A 14,680-nucleotide genomic window follows, 5' to 3' on the forward strand; every position below is an offset into this window, starting at 1 on the left:
ACGCTGTGAAGAAATTATAAAAGAATGCACTTTTTTGTGCGCTGGTTACAAAAAAGTAACTTATGAGAAGTTAGGAGAATAAAATGTCCGATCTGCGCGAGGAAATATTGGATAAAATCAAGAATGGGGATTTCAATTGCGAGAAAGAATTGACGCTGGCTATTATTGGAGGAAAGTGGAAGCTGGTGCTCCTTTGGCATCTGGGAAGAGAGGGAGCGCAGCGCTTCAGCGAGCTTCAGAGGTTATTGCCTAAAATTACGCATAAAATGTTAACGAGCCAGCTGAAGGAATTAATCGATGACGGCATTGTCCATCGCGAGGTATTTCCTGAAGTGCCTCCGAGAGTGGAATATTCCATGACGGAGCTTGGCATGACGCTGCTGCCCATTATAGAAATGATGTATGAATGGGGTAAAAAGAGGATATCAGATATAAGACAGGCTTCTGCGCAAAGATCAGCTGCAGAAGATATATCCCCTTGACTTCATTTTTTGTTGTAACTATAATGATTACACCCGAGAGGTGAACGACATGAAGCAAATTAGCAGCCGCTTTTCCATCGCTGTTCACATCTTGTCTCTTATAGCTATAAGTCCATCGCCATGTACATCGGATTTCATAGCGGCCAGCGTAAATACGAACCCGGTCGTGATCCGCAGAATTATCAGCAGCCTCAAAAAAGCCGGATTCGTGCATGTCAAGGCCGGTGCCGGCGGAGCTTACCTGCGCAAAGAGCTGGATGAAATAACGCTGCTGGACGTTTATCGGGCGGTTGAAGTCGTCGAGAAAGGTGAGCTTTTTAATTTCCATGGACACCCTAACCCTGCTTGTCCGGTTGGGGCTAACATCGAATCCGTTCTTCGAACGAACATGCTTGAAGCTCAGTCTGCCATGGAGCGTCAACTAGCTCAAGTAACGCTGAATCAACTGGTGACTGAACTAAGCAAGAAAACCGCTCTTTAATGAGCTGATTTGTTCATGTGGTCTGTAGCTGGTTCTATGTTCTTCTAATTTTTTTCGCATGCGTTGTAACAGAATCAGTTACAATGTTGCCATTCTCGAAAAATTGATCAGAAGAAGGGAAGAAATCTCATGTCCATTTTTGTTACCGGCGCTACAGGCGAACTCGGAGGCCTTGTCATCGAACATCTGCTCAAAAAAGTTCCTGCAGCTCAAATCACAGCCGTCGTCCGCAATGTGGAGAAAGCTTCTTCGCTCGCCGGGCTCGGAATTGAAGTTCGTTATGGCGATTACACGAAACCGGAATCCCTTCAACAAGCTTTCGCCGGCGCCTCCAAGCTGCTCTTTATTTCAAGCCCTGACTCCGACGATACGCTGCGCGTCGTTCAACATGCGAATGTCGTCAAAGCGGCGCGGGATGCCGGCGTTCGACATATTGCCTATACCGGATATGCCTTTGGGGAGGAATCGATCGTCCCTCTAGCCCAGGTCCATCTGGCTACGGAGCATGCGATCCGTACCACCGGCATTCCCTATACGTTCCTTCGCAACTCTCTGTACACCGAAGTATTTATAAATCCGGGACTTGGCGCATCCGTAGAGCATGGAGCCATTGTGACGAATACAGGTCGCGGAACCGTTAATTCCGTGACCCGCAGCGATCTGGCCTTGGCTGCAGCGACCGTTCTTGCAGGTGAAGGACATGAGAACAAGACGTATAATCTTGTTTCCAATCAAACCTGGAGCTTTGACGATTTGGCTCAAATCGTTTCTGAGGTTACCGGTAAAAAAATCGTTCACCAGTCCGTTTCCTTCGAAGAAGAAAAAAATATACTCTTGAACGCCGGCTTGCCTGAGCCTATTGCCGTACTTATGGCGGGTATTTATCATGCGGTTTCCGTGGGCGAGACATCTAAAACATCGGATGATCTGGTCAAGCTGATCGGAACCTTGACGCCTTTGAAGGATACGGTCAAACAAGCCTTGCAGAAATAAGAACTAGTGGAATATTCGAATAATCCCATCCATAGCAAGAGGGCCATTCCTGATAAGGAGTGGCCCTTCGGCTTTTCATTGAATAGAAATTTAACCTTCTATAGATGCTAATGGGTGAGGTGACCCACTTATCGACCGGAAACTTCTTCAAAACAAAATATTACATAGTGTACAGGAGCATTCCCTACATACGGGCAGTTTGCAGCAGCTGGATGGCATTAAAACCTTGATTCCCATCGAAGATATTGTGATTACGGACCAGGTGGAAGTGATCGAAGCCAAGTTACTTAAAGGGTATGCCGCTTTGCAGCTGAAAGCGACTGATCACCAATGCGCGCTTTTTAACCTCCTTTCCGTTATCGTTATCGACTGAACGCCTGGATAGGACGGTTTGGGCTTTGATCAACGGACAAGTAGCCGTTCTAAGCAACGGATCTCCTTATGCGATCACAGCACCGGCCACGCTGCTGGATTTTTTCGTATCGCCTGAAGATTATTATTTGCCTTGGGTGATTGCCTCTTTTTTCAACTCAAATTTTCCGTTCATCCCAAGATTCGGATTATTCAAACTGGCGTTGGAGAGTAAGACAGAAGGAGGAACAAGGTGAGTACGATTAACGAACGTTTTTTAATATCTCCTTTCTTCGTCTTATTTTTGATTTACACCAATTTAGTTGGTGTGGGGATTATAAATTTCCAAAGGGATATTATAGAAGGGGCCGGTTATGATGCATGGATTTCCGTTATCTTATGCGGATTAAGCATCCATATTATAGTTTGGATGATGTACCGTATTCTGGACAAAGCCAATCAGGATGTGATCGATATCAACCCCTATTGCGGTTTTATTCGTTACCTTGCTATACCTTTTGGTCGTCATTATTACATTTGCTTTCTTTTCAGAAGGTTACCTCCAGCATATCATTTGGCCAACATTAACTTTGCTGAAAATTGCTGAAATGCCTTTAATCGAAAGATTCGAATATATTGTGGTTTCCATCTGGTTTCTTGTCGTCCTGCCCAATATATGCATCAAATTATGGGCCGCCTGCCGGGCAGTGAAAAGAATCTCCCCTATCAAGCAGCACACAAGCCTGATCGTTTTTCTAATTCTGTTCTTCGTATTGTCCAACGTCTTGGACGAGCGCAGACTTATCAGGCAATTTGCCGATTTATACGACAATTTCAGTTTTTATTTTGTATACGCCTATATCCCGCTGCTCTTTTTGATTGTTCAGTTTAAGCCCCAAAAAGATACCGGTGAACAAAATCAATGAAATCATGGAGACAAAGGAAAGGAGTTATGAACGAAATGTTTCAGTTCAAACGTTGTTATGCCCTGGCGCTTTGCGCACTGCCTCTCATCACCGGATTCTCTGCGCCGCCTCTCGGTCTGGATGCCGTGATGACCCGAATTATCGAGGAAGCTCCGAAGAAGCGAATTCCTCCCGTTGACGCGAGGGTCGATCGCGTGTGGGGCGCCATACCGGGTTATAATGGCCTTGAGGTCGATACGGAACGAACCTACGAGCTCAATAAGAACAAGCCTGCCGGCAGCCCGATTCAATATGTATATAACGAAACCTCGCCGAGTGTGAATCTGGATAATTTGGGAGCGGAGCCGATCTATAGCGGCAACCCTCAAAAACCGATGGCCGCTTTTATGATCAATGTAGCCTGGGGCGAAGAATTCATTCCCAAAATTCTCGACACCTTGGACAAGCATAAAGTGAAAGCGACCTTTTTCTTTGACGGTTCCTGGCTGAAAAAAAATGTGGCCACCGCACAAAAGATAGGAAGCCGCGGCCATGAGCTGTCCAATCACGCGTATTCCCACAAAAATATGAGCCAATTAAGCAAAAGTCAGGCTCTCCTGGAAATTTCAAAAACCGAGCAGCTGCTTCAAACGCACTTGCAGGTTAAGAACCGCTGGTTCGCTCCCCCTTCCGGTGATTTCGATAAGCAAACCGTAGAAATCGCGTTAAGCTTGAAGCTGAACACCGTGTTATGGACTTTGGATACGGTGGACTGGCAAAATCCGAGTCCGCAATCCCTCATTCATAAGATTGGGACTAAAGCCGGGAACGGGTCATTGATTCTGATGCATCCCACCCGTTCATCCAGCCTGGCGCTTGACGGGATGATCCAGGCTTTGCAGCACAAAGGATTGCATATAGGGACCGTAAGCGACGTCCTGTCGCCAAAGCGAATTCCAGCTCGTGAACCCGGCTTGCTGACACCCTGATGGGTGAACGTCACATAAATTCCGCGTTTGAATAGTATGTATTGTCAAAAACCGTTACCCCCATATCTCCAAAATAAAGAGGTGAAATCATGGCGGTTGTTAAAGCCAGAGAACAGGATATTACACTCTTGGCCAGATTGCTTCGGGCTGAAGCGGAAGGCGAAGGCGAAAAGGGCATGCTGCTTGTCGGGAACGTAGGAATTAACCGGGTCCGGGCCAATTGCTCCGACTTTAAAGACATTCGTACGATTCCGCAAATGGTATTTCAGCCACACGCTTTCGAAGCGACATTGTATGGATATTTCTACCAAAAGGCACGTGATCGGGAAAAACGTCTGGCCAAAAGATCGGTCGATGGCGAGAGACATTGGCCGGCGAAATTCAGTTTGTGGTATTTCAGACCTCCCGGTGATTGTCCTCCGACTTGGTATAACCAGCCTTTGGTAGGACGGTATAAAAAACATTGCTTCTATGAACCCACCGCCGAAGAGTGCGAAAACATTTATAATACTTATTAAACAAGGACAAATAAAAGGAGCCGCGCCGGCTCCTTTTATTTGTTTCTTTTATATTTTACCTTTTTAATTTAACGGGCCGTTGGAAAAAGACGCTGGATCATCGCACTGAATTCTTCAACAAAACCGGCTACCGGTCTTCCTTGCCCTATATCTTGAACGTACCGGTTAACCCGGTCTACAAATTCGGGATTCGTGGACACATAAACGTGCTGGATATTCGGATCGGTTGAACGAACCTCATTGGCGATTTGTTCTTCCAGCTGTTGCGGGATTTCCGTTTGAGGCGTGTCCACGACCGCCGCTACATAAGCATTGCGTCTGGTAACCAGCACATTGGCTTGCTTGACGCCATTCAATCGGACAATCTTGTCAGCCGCATTTTTAGCGATTTCGACACGGTTTTCAGCATTCGTTAACGGTGCGTTTTGAGCTGGCTGCGGAGCCGCCTGCTGCCTTACCTGATTCGTTGTTTTATTCGTGCAGCCAGCGGCGAACACGGACAATGAGAGGGCCAGCAGAGCTATACCTTTACCTGTTTGGATGAACATTCGAAACTCGCTCCTTTTTAATTGGGATGGAATTGCAATGGATTTTCTTGAATGCCTTGGCCTTCGATCAGCTTGGAAATACCTACGAATTCGATATCACGCGCTTGAGCCTGCACTTGTTTAATAACTTCGGCCGTCCCCTTTCCCCCTGCTCCAACATGTCCGATTGCGACACACTTTTCGTGTTCCGTTAAATGCTGCTGCAATAATCGGAGCTGCTTCATCACATGTTTTTTATTTTTTATATCATCTAAAAAAATGTGGTTTTCTATGCAAGGAACACCGATCTGTCGAGCCACTTTCGAGACAATACTCCGATAATTGGTATGACTGTCCAGAAAGAATAGTCCTCTTTCATGGCAAACCGTCAACACGATGTTCATCACACGCTCGTCAACGGTCGCTTTCGATCCCATATGATTATTGATTCCAATCGCGTGCGGAACATCGTCGATGGCCGCATTTACCCGTTTACGGATTTCCTCATCGCTTAAATCGCAAGTAATTGCGCCTGGGCCGAGCCAGCTCCGATTCCCTTTCAACGGCTCCATCGGCAAATGAACAATAACATCGTGTCCCTTACGATGAGCCGCTTCCGCATCACTCTTGGTTGACGGTAGAAACGGCATAATCGCAACCGTAATCGGATAAGGCAAATTGAGCATTTCTTCCGTCCCCGTCATGTTGTTCCCCAAATCATCGATCACAATGACCGCCTTTGGGAGCCCCCCTTGCTCCAGCAGCTGTTCAGCGAACAGAATTTGAGGCAGCCCAAATATGGCGCTGGCGCAAATCGTCAGGATGATAAGTTGTTTGTTCATTTGCTTCACTTGGCCCACTTCCCTATTAGTTTGTCAGCATTCATTTTCTACATAAATAAAGAAAACAATGACAGGATAATAATGTGAACATAGGATGCCAACAAGATGGTTATTATAGGGATGTTACATTGAAGGAGGAATAAGATGCGCATCATCTGCCGTTCACTGGTTGCAACTGCTTTACTCTCCGCCACATTGCTGAACCATGGTCAGGCCGCGCCGCAAAACAAAAATCGGGAATATTATGAAGCCCGGGGGGATATTGTGTGGGAAGTACCCAGCGACGAAAAAATAATAGCTCTAACCTTTGACGATGGTCCCGATCCTGCGGATACCCCGGCAATTTTAGACCTTCTGAAACAATATGAGGCGAAAGCAACCTTCTTTGTAGTCGGAAAGCGCGTTGAAATGTACCCCGAGCTGGCAAAGAGGGAAATCGTCGAAGGCCATGAAATTGCGAACCATACCTACAGTCACAGTTATTTCAGAAAAAGGATGGGCGGGGAAAAAATTCAAAATGAAATACTAAAGGCCGAACAAGCCATCTTCACGACAACGGGGGAGAAACCGCATCTGTTCCGACCTCCTGGAGGCTATTACAGCGAAAATGTAGTGGATGCTTCGAAAAAAAACGGTTATCTGGTCGTCATGTGGTCATGGCATCAGGACACCGAGGACTGGAACAAGCCGGGCGTAAATAAAATCGTCAACAAAGTTTTGAAAAACGCGCGTAACGGCGACATTGTTCTATTCCACGATTATGTCGAAGGAAAAAGCCAAACGCTGGAAGCCTTGAAGCAAGTGCTTCCCGAATTGAAGGAACGCGGCTACCGATTCGTTACGGTATCCGAGCTGCTGACCTTTCGAAAATCTACAACCGTAGAAAAATAGCCTGTCGCGGCGAACGGTTTAAGGCTGTTGACCATGCTCAACAGCCTTAAAGTGATGTATGCAAGTATCTTTTTATGCTTGTTGATTAGGCTCTTCTTGAATCGTCCCAGGCTCAAATACAGGGATAGGAACGTGCGTCTCCTGGAGGTCGCGAAGGATGCGACGACCCGTTGTTGCAAACGGCTGCGCCTCGATCCACTGTCGAATCAGCCTGTTAGTCGGGCCTGCCCATTTGGTTGGCAGCTGGTGTTTCGCTTTAGGGATGAAATGCAGCGTGCTGTTCGGCAATTGCCGGTGGAGCATTTTCGCATATTTGTGAAAGCCGGAATCTTTCTTACCGTAGAGCAGCAGGGTCGGCAGGGGAATCTCCTTCAGCCGCTGCGTGCAGCTATAAGTCAATCCGCTTTTGTAATATTGCTTGTGATTGCGGATGTCTCCTCTTAGGGCAGCACTATAGAGCTTCTTAAAGTTTTCCGGTGAGCTCGCATTGCCCCAGGTGATGGCTGCGGTCAGAACTCGTTTGGCATGAAGGCCCGATGTATAAATCGCAGCCCAGAACCTGCTTCTCAGCATAAGATCGCTGACCTCCGACATAGCGCTTATAAGGATTCCCCCGTGGAACAGGCCCGGATAAGCTAGCATGGCCGCAAGCGCCACCGAGCCGCCGGTCGAATAGCCGCAAATGCAAGCCTTCTTCACCTCGAGCGTGTCCATTAACCCGCGAATATCGCCGGCTATCAACGGAATGGTCAGCGCTGCTTGGAATAGGGGCTCCTGCCATGACCACGAACATCGACGGTTATAATTTGATAAGTATCGGACAGCTGTTCCAACTGATCGTCGAAGTTGTTGCCCTCCAGCAAGGGAGGATGAACGAAAATGATCGGCAACCCCGATCCCTTAACACGGTAATACAACGTAGTTCCGTTGACTTCTGCATATGGCATGGGTCTCTTTTCGCCTTTCTTCTGCTAGCACTTAATAGGAATCAACCGTATTTTTCCCCAATCCGTTTATTGGCTATGCGCGCAGCCTGCGATCCCCCTTCGTTATTTGGAGTAACCGTCCTGCAAATATTTCCTTCGGTACACATCGAGTAACGCCGCGATAAGAATAACTAAGCCTTTCACCACTTGATCCCATGCCGGCGGTACATTCAACAAATTCACCGCGTTGGAAACAAGGGAAATCAGGAGAACGCCCAGCAGGGTGCCCACTATATGGCCTTGTCCGCCAAATAAACTGGTGCCGCCAATGACGACAGCCGCAATGACGGTCTGTTCCAGGCCCAATCCGGCGTTCGGACCCGCCGATTCCAGCCGGGCTGCAAGCAGAAGGCCTGCGATGGACGCCGTCGCTCCCGACAGCACATAGGCGCCCGTGATGACGCCCTTGGTCCGGACTCCTGCCAGTCTCGCTGCTAATTCATTCCCGCCGCTGGCACGGAGGGATCGTCCGTATATCGTGTGTGAAAGAAGGATATGGGCGATCATCGCCAACAACCCGACGATGAGAAGCAGTACGGGAATCCCCTCTATTTCCCCATTGGCCCAATAAATAATGCTGTCCGGAATTTTCGTTACTTTAGCTCCATCCGAATAAATAAGGACGATCCCGCGCGCAACTCCCATTGTGGCCAAAGTCACGATAAGCGGAGGGATTCCCACTCGGGTGACCATAATCCCGTTAACCAAGCCGAAAAGGATGCCGATCAGCAATGAAGCTGCAACTCCCACGAGGACAGGAGCTTGATGGTCGACAATCAGGTCAAGACCGATCATAGACGAAACCGCCAATACCGCTCCAACCGAAAGGTCGATTCCTCCCGTCATCATAACAAAGGTTAATCCCATAGCAAGCACAGCAAGAATCGTCGATTGAAGAAGCAGGTTGACCCAATTCGTCGCCGTAAAAAAGACGGGCGAAAGCATGGTGAGAACTGCACAAAAAATGAGGATCACGGCAAGCAGTCCCAGACTTCCCAAGTAACGAAAAAGGCTTCGTTTCGATACACGCATGTTGGCAAACGGAGAAATGATTTCTGGCATAGATCCTTGTTTCTGTCCCTGTTGCAAATCGTAACACCTCTTCACGCTATTATTGATGAAACTATTGCATCAGATTTAAAATCTTTTCTTCCGTCGCTTCATGACGAGGCAGCTCGCCCGCTACTTTTCCATGATGCATGACCAAGATGCGCGTACATAGACCCAGGAGCTCCTGCAGATCCGAAGAAATTAAGACAACCCCCTTGCCTTTCTTGACCAGTTCATGAATCAGTACATACAACTCGGCCTTCGAGCCCATATCCATACCGCGTGTCGGTTCATCCAACAGGTAGATCTCGCTGTCGGCTGCAAGCCATCTGCCCAACATGACCTTCTGCTGATTCCCGCCGCTTAAATACTTTACTTCCTGGTCAACATGATGAATTTTGATGTCCAGCTCCATCACTTTATCGATCGCCAGGTCCCGCTCATCGTCCTTGTACATAAAGTGACGGCGGGAAAGCCTGTTCCAGCTCGAAATGGATAAATTACTGGATACGCTCATGTCCATCAGCAGTCCTGACTCGATCCGGTTTTCGTGCACATAGCCAAAATGCTTCTTCACCGCTTGGTGAGGATTAGCTGCATCGAACTCTATATTTTTACAGTAAATTACGCCGAAATCTTTCTTGGTTTCTCCGAAGATGGTACTGGCCAATTCCGTTTGTCCGGATCCTGCCAGACCGGTCAAGCCTAATATTTCACCTTCGTGCAGCTTGAAACTTACATGATGGAACCAGGGTTCCTTCGATAAACGCTCAATCCGCAGCAATTCTTTACCCAATACTTCGTTAACGGGCGGAAATAAAGTGTGAAGCTCGCGTCCCAGCATGAGCCGGACCATATCCCGCTCCGATAGTCCGTTCACCTCACATGTAATCACATGCCGGCCGTCGCGCAACACGGTGATCCGGTCGCACAGATCAGCAATTTCCTTGAGCCGGTGGGTGATATATAGGATCGCAATCCCTTGTTCCTTTAAGCTCTTGATCAGCCGGAACAGATGCGAGCGTTCATGATCGTTCAAATAATCGCCGGGTTCATCCATAATCAATATTTTCGGTTTATGCGCGACTGCCTGGGCGATCGCTACAAGATACCGGTCTGCCGGGGAAAGATACCGGACAAGCGCAGCCGGATGAAGATGGCTCCCGAGCGATTTCAACAGCTCCCTGGATTTCTTTTTCATGTTCATGTAATTGGAGAAAATACCTAAGAAAGAAGGCTGCGCCCCGATAAATATGTTCTCGGCGATCGTCATATCCGGAATCAGACAAGGTTCCTGATACACAATAGAAATTCCCAGCTTCTTGGCGTGATAAGGCGACTTTATATGCACCTTCCGATTGTCCACATAGATTTCGCCAGAGGTTAGTTCATGTACGCCTGCGACTATGTTGACGAGCGTTGATTTACCGGCCCCATTCTCTCCGACAAGCGCATGGACTTCTCCGGCTCTCAATTCCAAATTGATCTCATGGAGCACCTGAACGCCATAGAACATTTTGCTAATATTTCTCAGTTTAAGAAGCGACATCCGTCCACCTCGATTGTTCCACCGAAACTTTAGTCTAAGTGTAAACGAGGCATACCGAAAAATAATACAACCGATCTTGCTGAATCATTATAGTTTATTGCTGACATGTTGATTGGAAGGCGGGTTCTCCGAATGGCGGCTGCTTCGTGTGAACGAATAAAAGGCCACCCTCTAAACGAAGATGACCTGATCAAATATCGCTGGTTTACAGAACGGATTCCGCTAAAATTTCAGCGATATCCTTCGTTTTGACTTGTTCGTCCACATTCTTCAGTTTAGCCCCATCGCTCATCATGGTAAGGCAGTAGGGACATGCGCTGCTGATCAGGGTAGGATGGACGGCGATGGCCTGTTCGACACGGGCGACGTTCACACGTTTGCCCGCCGTCTCCTCCATCCACATCATCCCTCCCCCGGCGCCGCAGCACATCCCGTTCTCCTTCGCCCGCTCCATCTCCACCAGCTCGACGCCGGGTATCGAGCGCAGAATGTTCCGCGGCTGGTCGTAAACGTCGTTGTAGCGCCCCAAATAACAAGAATCATGGTACGTAATCCGCTCTTTGATTTCGCGTTTAGGAATTAACTTCTTCTCTGTGACCAACTGATCGAGCAATTCCGTATGATGATACACTTCCGCCTCCAGGCCGAATTCCGGGTATTCGTTTTTCAACGTGTTGAAGGTGTGCGGGCAGGCGGTCACGATTTGTTGGACCTTGTACTTTTTAAACAGCTCGATGTTCTCTCTGCACAGCTCCTGGAACAAAAATTCATTGCCCAGTCTTCGCGCCGTATCCCCTGAATTTTTCTCCTCTTCTCCGAGCACGGCAAAATTGACGCCCGCTTCGTTCAACAGCTTCACAAGAGAACGCGTCACCTTGTTGTTTCTCGCATCATAGGAACCCATCGAGCCAATAAACAATAAATACTCAAACCCGGGGTTCTCTTTCACCGTCGGCACGTGCAGGTCCCCCGCTTCTTCTTTCCACTGAAAACGGTCCTTCTTGCTGAATCCCCATGGATTGCCTTGTCTCTCAATGTTTTGAAGCGCACGCTGTCCGCCCGCAGGAATGCTGCCCTGCATAAGAACAAGCTGCCGGCGCAAATCAATAATTTTATCGACATGCTCGTTGCCGACAGGACATTGGTCTTCGCAATTTCGGCAAGTGGTGCACTCCCAGATTTCTTCTTCGCTCATGACATCGCCGATTAACTGGACGTCTTCAATGTTCTTACCGGTTACGGCCCAGCCCGTTTTTTGCAGCTGCATGGTGGGTCCGATATTGGTTACGTCCTGCTCCGGGAATGTGCCGGGCCGATTCGCATGATCGAAAGCATGCGCTCCCTCATAGCCGAACACAAAGCCGGGCACCCACGGCGATTTGGACGTCAAGCTGTGGCCCTTCTCCATTAAATGATCCCGCATCTTGACGATCATATGCATAGGGGACAGCGACTTTCCGGTATTGGAAGCCGGACAAACGTTGGTGCATCTCCCGCATTCCACGCAGGCGTAAAAATCCAGCATTTGCGTTTGCGTGAAATCTTCTATTTTCGCAACGCCGAACGATTCGGCATTCTCATCTTCCAAATCAACCGTTTTCAATTTTCCGGGCGGCTCGCTTCGCTTCAGCCATAAATTGACCGGCGCCGCTATAATATGAAAATGCTTCGACTGCGGGACATAAACCGCAAATGCCAACAGGATCAATAGATGAATCCACCAACACGTAAAAAACAAGTTGACGGACGACTGCAAGGATAAGCCTCCGAATAGGAGGGCAATAGCGGATGAGACGGGCGCATGCCATGCGAAATCATGCTGCAGCATGATACGTTCAAAGGAAAGCGTAAACAAAACGGAGAGCATCAGAAAGAAGATGAAAAACAAAACAATACCAGGCTTCCACCCTTGTTTAAGACGTTTAACCTTCTCGATATACCTTCGGTATCCTGCGTAGCCGGCCGCCCCCAGGATGAGGAGAACGGTAATTTCCTGTACCAACGAGAACGCGGAATATCCCGGGATCGGCAGCGGCTTGCCCGCTAGTCCTTTATAAATCAAATCGATGGCGCCTGCCTGCAAAATGATGAACCCATAAAAAATAACGATATGCATCCATCCGCTTTTCCGATCCTTCAACAGCTTCTTCTGGCCGAAAACTTCGCCCAGAAAATTTATCAGGCGTTCTTTGGAATATAACGGAGCGGATGCAGGCTTACCCAAACGAATATAGAGGTAACGTGTGTAAAGAACCTTCATCAATAAATAAAGCGCGAGCCCCGTTACCCCTAAAAACACCAAAAACGGAATGGCAGCCCCCATAATAACCTCTCCTATTTATTGAGCATCATCTTCATGTTTGGCCGGACCCAGGAATTGATGTCTCACATAATTCAAATGGGTAATGAATGTAGCGCACGCTTCTTCTTTGTTTTTGTTCTTAAAGGCATCGAGGATCGGTTTATGCATGTAGGCAAGCTCCAGCAAATCGCTGAAATAAAACTGGTTGGTGAAATACCAGACGCGATTCATCTTATTGGTCACATCCTGCCAAACCTGATAGACGAAGGAATGATCGGCGATTTTATAAATAACGCTGTGAAAAGCAACATCGCTGATTCTCATTTTTTCAATATCGTCGGTTTGGCCGGCGGTCACCATCTCGTTATAGATGGCCTCCAGTTCAGCGATATCCGCGTCCGTAATACGTTCGATAGCCCTGCTGATGGCAAACGTTTCGAGCACTTCGCGGAAGCTGTACATTTCCTCCACGTCTTTCTTCGAGAAGTTCGAAACATACGTTCCTTTGTTGCCGTGCGTTACGACTAACTCATCCTTGCGCAGCAGCGCTAAAGCTTCACGCACCGTGCTTTGACTGACGCCGTACGTTCTTGCGAGCTCCAGCTCGACGATGCGGTCCCCGGACTTCAGCTCCGCCCTGATAATCGAGTCTTTAATCGCCTCGTAGACCTGCTCGGAAAGCGATTTGTATACAACGGTTTTTTTCATAGTGGTCACTTCCTTATATAAACCTTTTGTCCTCTAGCTGAATACGGATTCATAATAACAACAATATCCGGTTCCTTCAATAGGATACACACCGCCCGGGTTTCATTTCCGTGCTCCCGGTTCCTAAATGGCCAGTTTTTTTCTGAATTCCTCCGTTAGCAAAGGCACGATCTCGAACAAGTCGCCTACAACGCCGTAGTCCGCGATTTGGAAGATCGGAGCTTCCGGGTCCTTATTAATCGCAATAATCGTTTTGGCGTTCGATATGCCGGCAACGTGCTGGATCGCTCCGGAAATCCCGCATGCGATATACAGATCGGGAGTCACGACCTTGCCCGTCTGACCGATTTGCAGGCCGTAATCGCAATACCCTTCGTCGCAAGCGCCTCTGGAAGCCCCTACCGCTCCGCCGATCACGGCGGCCAGTTCCTGCAAAGGCTGAAATCCGTCCTTGCTCTTGATCCCCCGTCCCCCGGAAACGACGATTTTGGCTTCCGCCAAATCGATCGCGCCCGTCGATTTAAGCACAATGTCGCGGATCACGGTTCTCAGGTCTACGCTGCCCGCCTCGCACGGAATCACTTCCGGTGTCGCCCGCTCCCGTAATGGTTCGGCCTTGAAGTTGTTCGGCCGGATGGTCACAAACATCGTGTCCGAGGTGAACCGTTTCTTCTCGAAAGCTTTACCCGCATATATCGGCCGTACATAAACCGGCTCGTCGCCTTCGAACTCCACATGCGTGCAGTCCGTGACCAAGCCATAGCCGAAACGGGAAGCAATCCTCGGCGCGACATCCTTCATATTCGCCGTATGTCCCGCGATAATAACATCCGGATTCGTTTCTTGAATCGCTTGGACGAAGGCCTGATAGTAGATGTCCGAATGATACGCATCGAACAGGGCGTCCGGGAACAGCAGGACTTGATCGGCGCCATGCTCGCCCAAGGCTTCTACATGCGGGGACGCCTGGCTTCCGAACACCGCCGCGATCAAGGTGCCGCTGCCGGCCATTTTTTTGCCGATGGACACCCCCTCCAAAGATACTTGACGAAGTGCGGCGCCTTTCATTTCTGTAATAACGAGAACTTTTCGATTCATCGTACGTC

At 48.5% G+C, this 14,680-nt stretch carries 18 protein-coding genes and 1 pseudogene; 10 read left to right on the forward strand and 9 right to left on the reverse strand.

What is annotated here, in order from left to right:
- The first annotated feature begins 83 nt into the window (after positions 1-83).
- The 9 genes and pseudogenes from FKP33_RS12675 (at position 84) to FKP33_RS12705 (ending at position 4,719) form a co-directional block, all read left to right on the forward strand.
- Positions 84-482 (forward strand): winged helix-turn-helix transcriptional regulator, encoded by a 399-nt coding sequence (locus tag FKP33_RS12675; protein WP_141335318.1) that lies wholly within the window; start codon positions 84-86, stop codon positions 480-482.
- Between the two features lie 49 nt (positions 483-531).
- Positions 532-963, forward strand: coding sequence for an Rrf2 family transcriptional regulator (locus tag FKP33_RS12680; protein ID WP_127607882.1), 432 nt, complete (start codon positions 532-534; stop codon positions 961-963).
- A gap of 129 nt (positions 964-1,092) precedes the next feature.
- The gene (locus tag FKP33_RS12685; protein WP_127607881.1) at positions 1,093-1,956 is read left to right on the forward strand and encodes an SDR family oxidoreductase; all 864 of its coding nucleotides are present in this window, start codon (positions 1,093-1,095) and stop codon (positions 1,954-1,956) included.
- A 226-nt stretch (positions 1,957-2,182) separates the two neighbouring features.
- Positions 2,183-2,329: a hypothetical protein gene (locus FKP33_RS27170; RefSeq protein ID WP_181410135.1), complete on the forward strand. Its 147-nt coding sequence runs from the start codon at positions 2,183-2,185 to the stop codon at positions 2,327-2,329.
- Positions 2,307-2,534, forward strand: a pseudogene (locus tag FKP33_RS12690) (spore germination protein); the annotation flags it as partial. The gene FKP33_RS27170 and the pseudogene FKP33_RS12690, both read left to right, overlap by 23 nt.
- A gap of 26 nt (positions 2,535-2,560) precedes the next feature.
- Entirely contained in the window at positions 2,561-2,914 is a 354-nt protein-coding gene (locus FKP33_RS27700; protein WP_258313441.1) for a GerAB/ArcD/ProY family transporter, read from the forward strand.
- Positions 2,826-3,233 carry a spore germination protein gene (locus tag FKP33_RS27705; RefSeq protein ID WP_258313442.1) on the forward strand — a complete coding sequence of 136 codons (408 nt, stop codon included), beginning with the start codon at positions 2,826-2,828 and terminating at the stop codon, positions 3,231-3,233. Before FKP33_RS27700 ends, FKP33_RS27705 begins: the two co-directional genes overlap by 89 nt.
- Positions 3,234-3,268: 35 nt before the next feature.
- Positions 3,269-4,201, forward strand: a complete 933-nt coding sequence (locus tag FKP33_RS12700) for a polysaccharide deacetylase family protein (RefSeq protein ID WP_236596014.1) — start codon at positions 3,269-3,271, stop codon at positions 4,199-4,201.
- Positions 4,202-4,290: 89 nt separating this feature from the next.
- Positions 4,291-4,719, forward strand: a complete 429-nt coding sequence (locus FKP33_RS12705; protein WP_141335323.1) for a cell wall hydrolase — start codon at positions 4,291-4,293, stop codon at positions 4,717-4,719.
- A gap of 68 nt (positions 4,720-4,787) precedes the next feature.
- Here FKP33_RS12705 and FKP33_RS12710 read toward each other — a convergent pair whose 3' ends face one another.
- Together FKP33_RS12710 and FKP33_RS12715 are read right to left on the reverse strand one after the other, a co-directional pair.
- Positions 4,788-5,267 carry a YhcN/YlaJ family sporulation lipoprotein gene (locus tag FKP33_RS12710; RefSeq protein WP_164751813.1) on the reverse strand — a complete coding sequence of 160 codons (480 nt, stop codon included), beginning with the start codon at positions 5,265-5,267 and terminating at the stop codon, positions 4,788-4,790.
- Positions 5,268-5,284: 17 nt separating this feature from the next.
- Positions 5,285-6,088: a divergent polysaccharide deacetylase family protein gene (locus tag FKP33_RS12715; protein ID WP_127607923.1), complete on the reverse strand. Its 804-nt coding sequence runs from the start codon at positions 6,086-6,088 to the stop codon at positions 5,285-5,287.
- 144 nt (positions 6,089-6,232) lie between these two features.
- Between FKP33_RS12715 and FKP33_RS12720 the strand changes: the two genes are divergently transcribed.
- On the forward strand, positions 6,233-6,979 hold the full coding sequence (locus FKP33_RS12720; RefSeq protein ID WP_141335325.1) for a polysaccharide deacetylase family protein: 747 nt from the start codon (positions 6,233-6,235) through the stop codon (positions 6,977-6,979).
- 72 nt (positions 6,980-7,051) lie between these two features.
- Here the strand turns inward: FKP33_RS12720 and FKP33_RS12725 are convergent, their stop codons facing one another.
- From FKP33_RS12725 to FKP33_RS12755, 7 genes are all read right to left on the reverse strand, one after another.
- A complete protein-coding gene (locus FKP33_RS12725; RefSeq protein WP_141335327.1) occupies positions 7,052-7,720 on the reverse strand; it encodes an alpha/beta fold hydrolase in 669 nt (222 codons plus the stop codon).
- An 8-nt stretch (positions 7,721-7,728) separates the two neighbouring features.
- Positions 7,729-7,926, reverse strand: a complete 198-nt coding sequence (locus FKP33_RS12730; protein WP_141335329.1) for an alpha/beta fold hydrolase — start codon at positions 7,924-7,926, stop codon at positions 7,729-7,731.
- 102 nt (positions 7,927-8,028) lie between these two features.
- The gene (locus tag FKP33_RS12735) at positions 8,029-9,027 is read right to left on the reverse strand and encodes an ABC transporter permease (protein ID WP_141335331.1); all 999 of its coding nucleotides are present in this window, start codon (positions 9,025-9,027) and stop codon (positions 8,029-8,031) included.
- 61 nt (positions 9,028-9,088) lie between these two features.
- Positions 9,089-10,564: a sugar ABC transporter ATP-binding protein gene (locus FKP33_RS12740; protein WP_141335334.1), complete on the reverse strand. Its 1,476-nt coding sequence runs from the start codon at positions 10,562-10,564 to the stop codon at positions 9,089-9,091.
- A 205-nt stretch (positions 10,565-10,769) separates the two neighbouring features.
- Complete coding sequence (locus tag FKP33_RS12745) at positions 10,770-12,887, reverse strand: (Fe-S)-binding protein (protein WP_141335335.1); 2,118 nt, start codon at positions 12,885-12,887, stop codon at positions 10,770-10,772.
- A gap of 15 nt (positions 12,888-12,902) precedes the next feature.
- Complete coding sequence (locus FKP33_RS12750; RefSeq protein ID WP_127607871.1) at positions 12,903-13,574, reverse strand: GntR family transcriptional regulator; 672 nt, start codon at positions 13,572-13,574, stop codon at positions 12,903-12,905.
- A gap of 123 nt (positions 13,575-13,697) precedes the next feature.
- Positions 13,698-14,672, reverse strand: coding sequence for an electron transfer flavoprotein subunit alpha/FixB family protein (locus FKP33_RS12755; RefSeq protein WP_127607870.1), 975 nt, complete (start codon positions 14,670-14,672; stop codon positions 13,698-13,700).
- Between the last annotated feature and the right edge of the window lie 8 nt (positions 14,673-14,680).

Origin of the sequence: Paenibacillus sp. tmac-D7, from assembly GCF_006519665.1 — a bacterium.
Lineage (GTDB): Bacteria > Bacillota > Bacilli > Paenibacillales > NBRC-103111 > Paenibacillus_G > Paenibacillus_G validus.

Bases quoted from the DNA above. Each gene is read 5' to 3' on its own strand.
- FKP33_RS12700 (WP_236596014.1), top strand. From the start codon at position 3,269: ATGTTTCAGTTCAAACGTTGTTATGCCCTGGCGCTTTGCGCACTGCCT.
- FKP33_RS12740 (WP_141335334.1), bottom strand. From the start codon at position 10,564: ATGTCGCTTCTTAAACTGAGAAATATTAGCAAAATGTTCTATGGCGTT.
- FKP33_RS12750 (WP_127607871.1), bottom strand. From the start codon at position 13,574: ATGAAAAAAACCGTTGTATACAAATCGCTTTCCGAGCAGGTCTACGAG.
- FKP33_RS12720 (WP_141335325.1), top strand. From the start codon at position 6,233: ATGCGCATCATCTGCCGTTCACTGGTTGCAACTGCTTTACTCTCCGCC.
- FKP33_RS12675 (WP_141335318.1), top strand. From the start codon at position 84: ATGTCCGATCTGCGCGAGGAAATATTGGATAAAATCAAGAATGGGGAT.
- FKP33_RS12735 (WP_141335331.1), bottom strand. From the start codon at position 9,027: ATGCCAGAAATCATTTCTCCGTTTGCCAACATGCGTGTATCGAAACGA.
- FKP33_RS12705 (WP_141335323.1), top strand. From the start codon at position 4,291: ATGGCGGTTGTTAAAGCCAGAGAACAGGATATTACACTCTTGGCCAGA.
- FKP33_RS12710 (WP_164751813.1), bottom strand. From the start codon at position 5,267: ATGTTCATCCAAACAGGTAAAGGTATAGCTCTGCTGGCCCTCTCATTG.
- FKP33_RS12680 (WP_127607882.1), top strand. From the start codon at position 532: ATGAAGCAAATTAGCAGCCGCTTTTCCATCGCTGTTCACATCTTGTCT.
- FKP33_RS12755 (WP_127607870.1), bottom strand. From the start codon at position 14,672: ATGAATCGAAAAGTTCTCGTTATTACAGAAATGAAAGGCGCCGCACTT.
- FKP33_RS12745 (WP_141335335.1), bottom strand. From the start codon at position 12,887: ATGGGGGCTGCCATTCCGTTTTTGGTGTTTTTAGGGGTAACGGGGCTC.
- FKP33_RS12715 (WP_127607923.1), bottom strand. From the start codon at position 6,088: ATGAACAAACAACTTATCATCCTGACGATTTGCGCCAGCGCCATATTT.
- FKP33_RS12685 (WP_127607881.1), top strand. From the start codon at position 1,093: ATGTCCATTTTTGTTACCGGCGCTACAGGCGAACTCGGAGGCCTTGTC.
- FKP33_RS12730 (WP_141335329.1), bottom strand. From the start codon at position 7,926: ATGCCATATGCAGAAGTCAACGGAACTACGTTGTATTACCGTGTTAAG.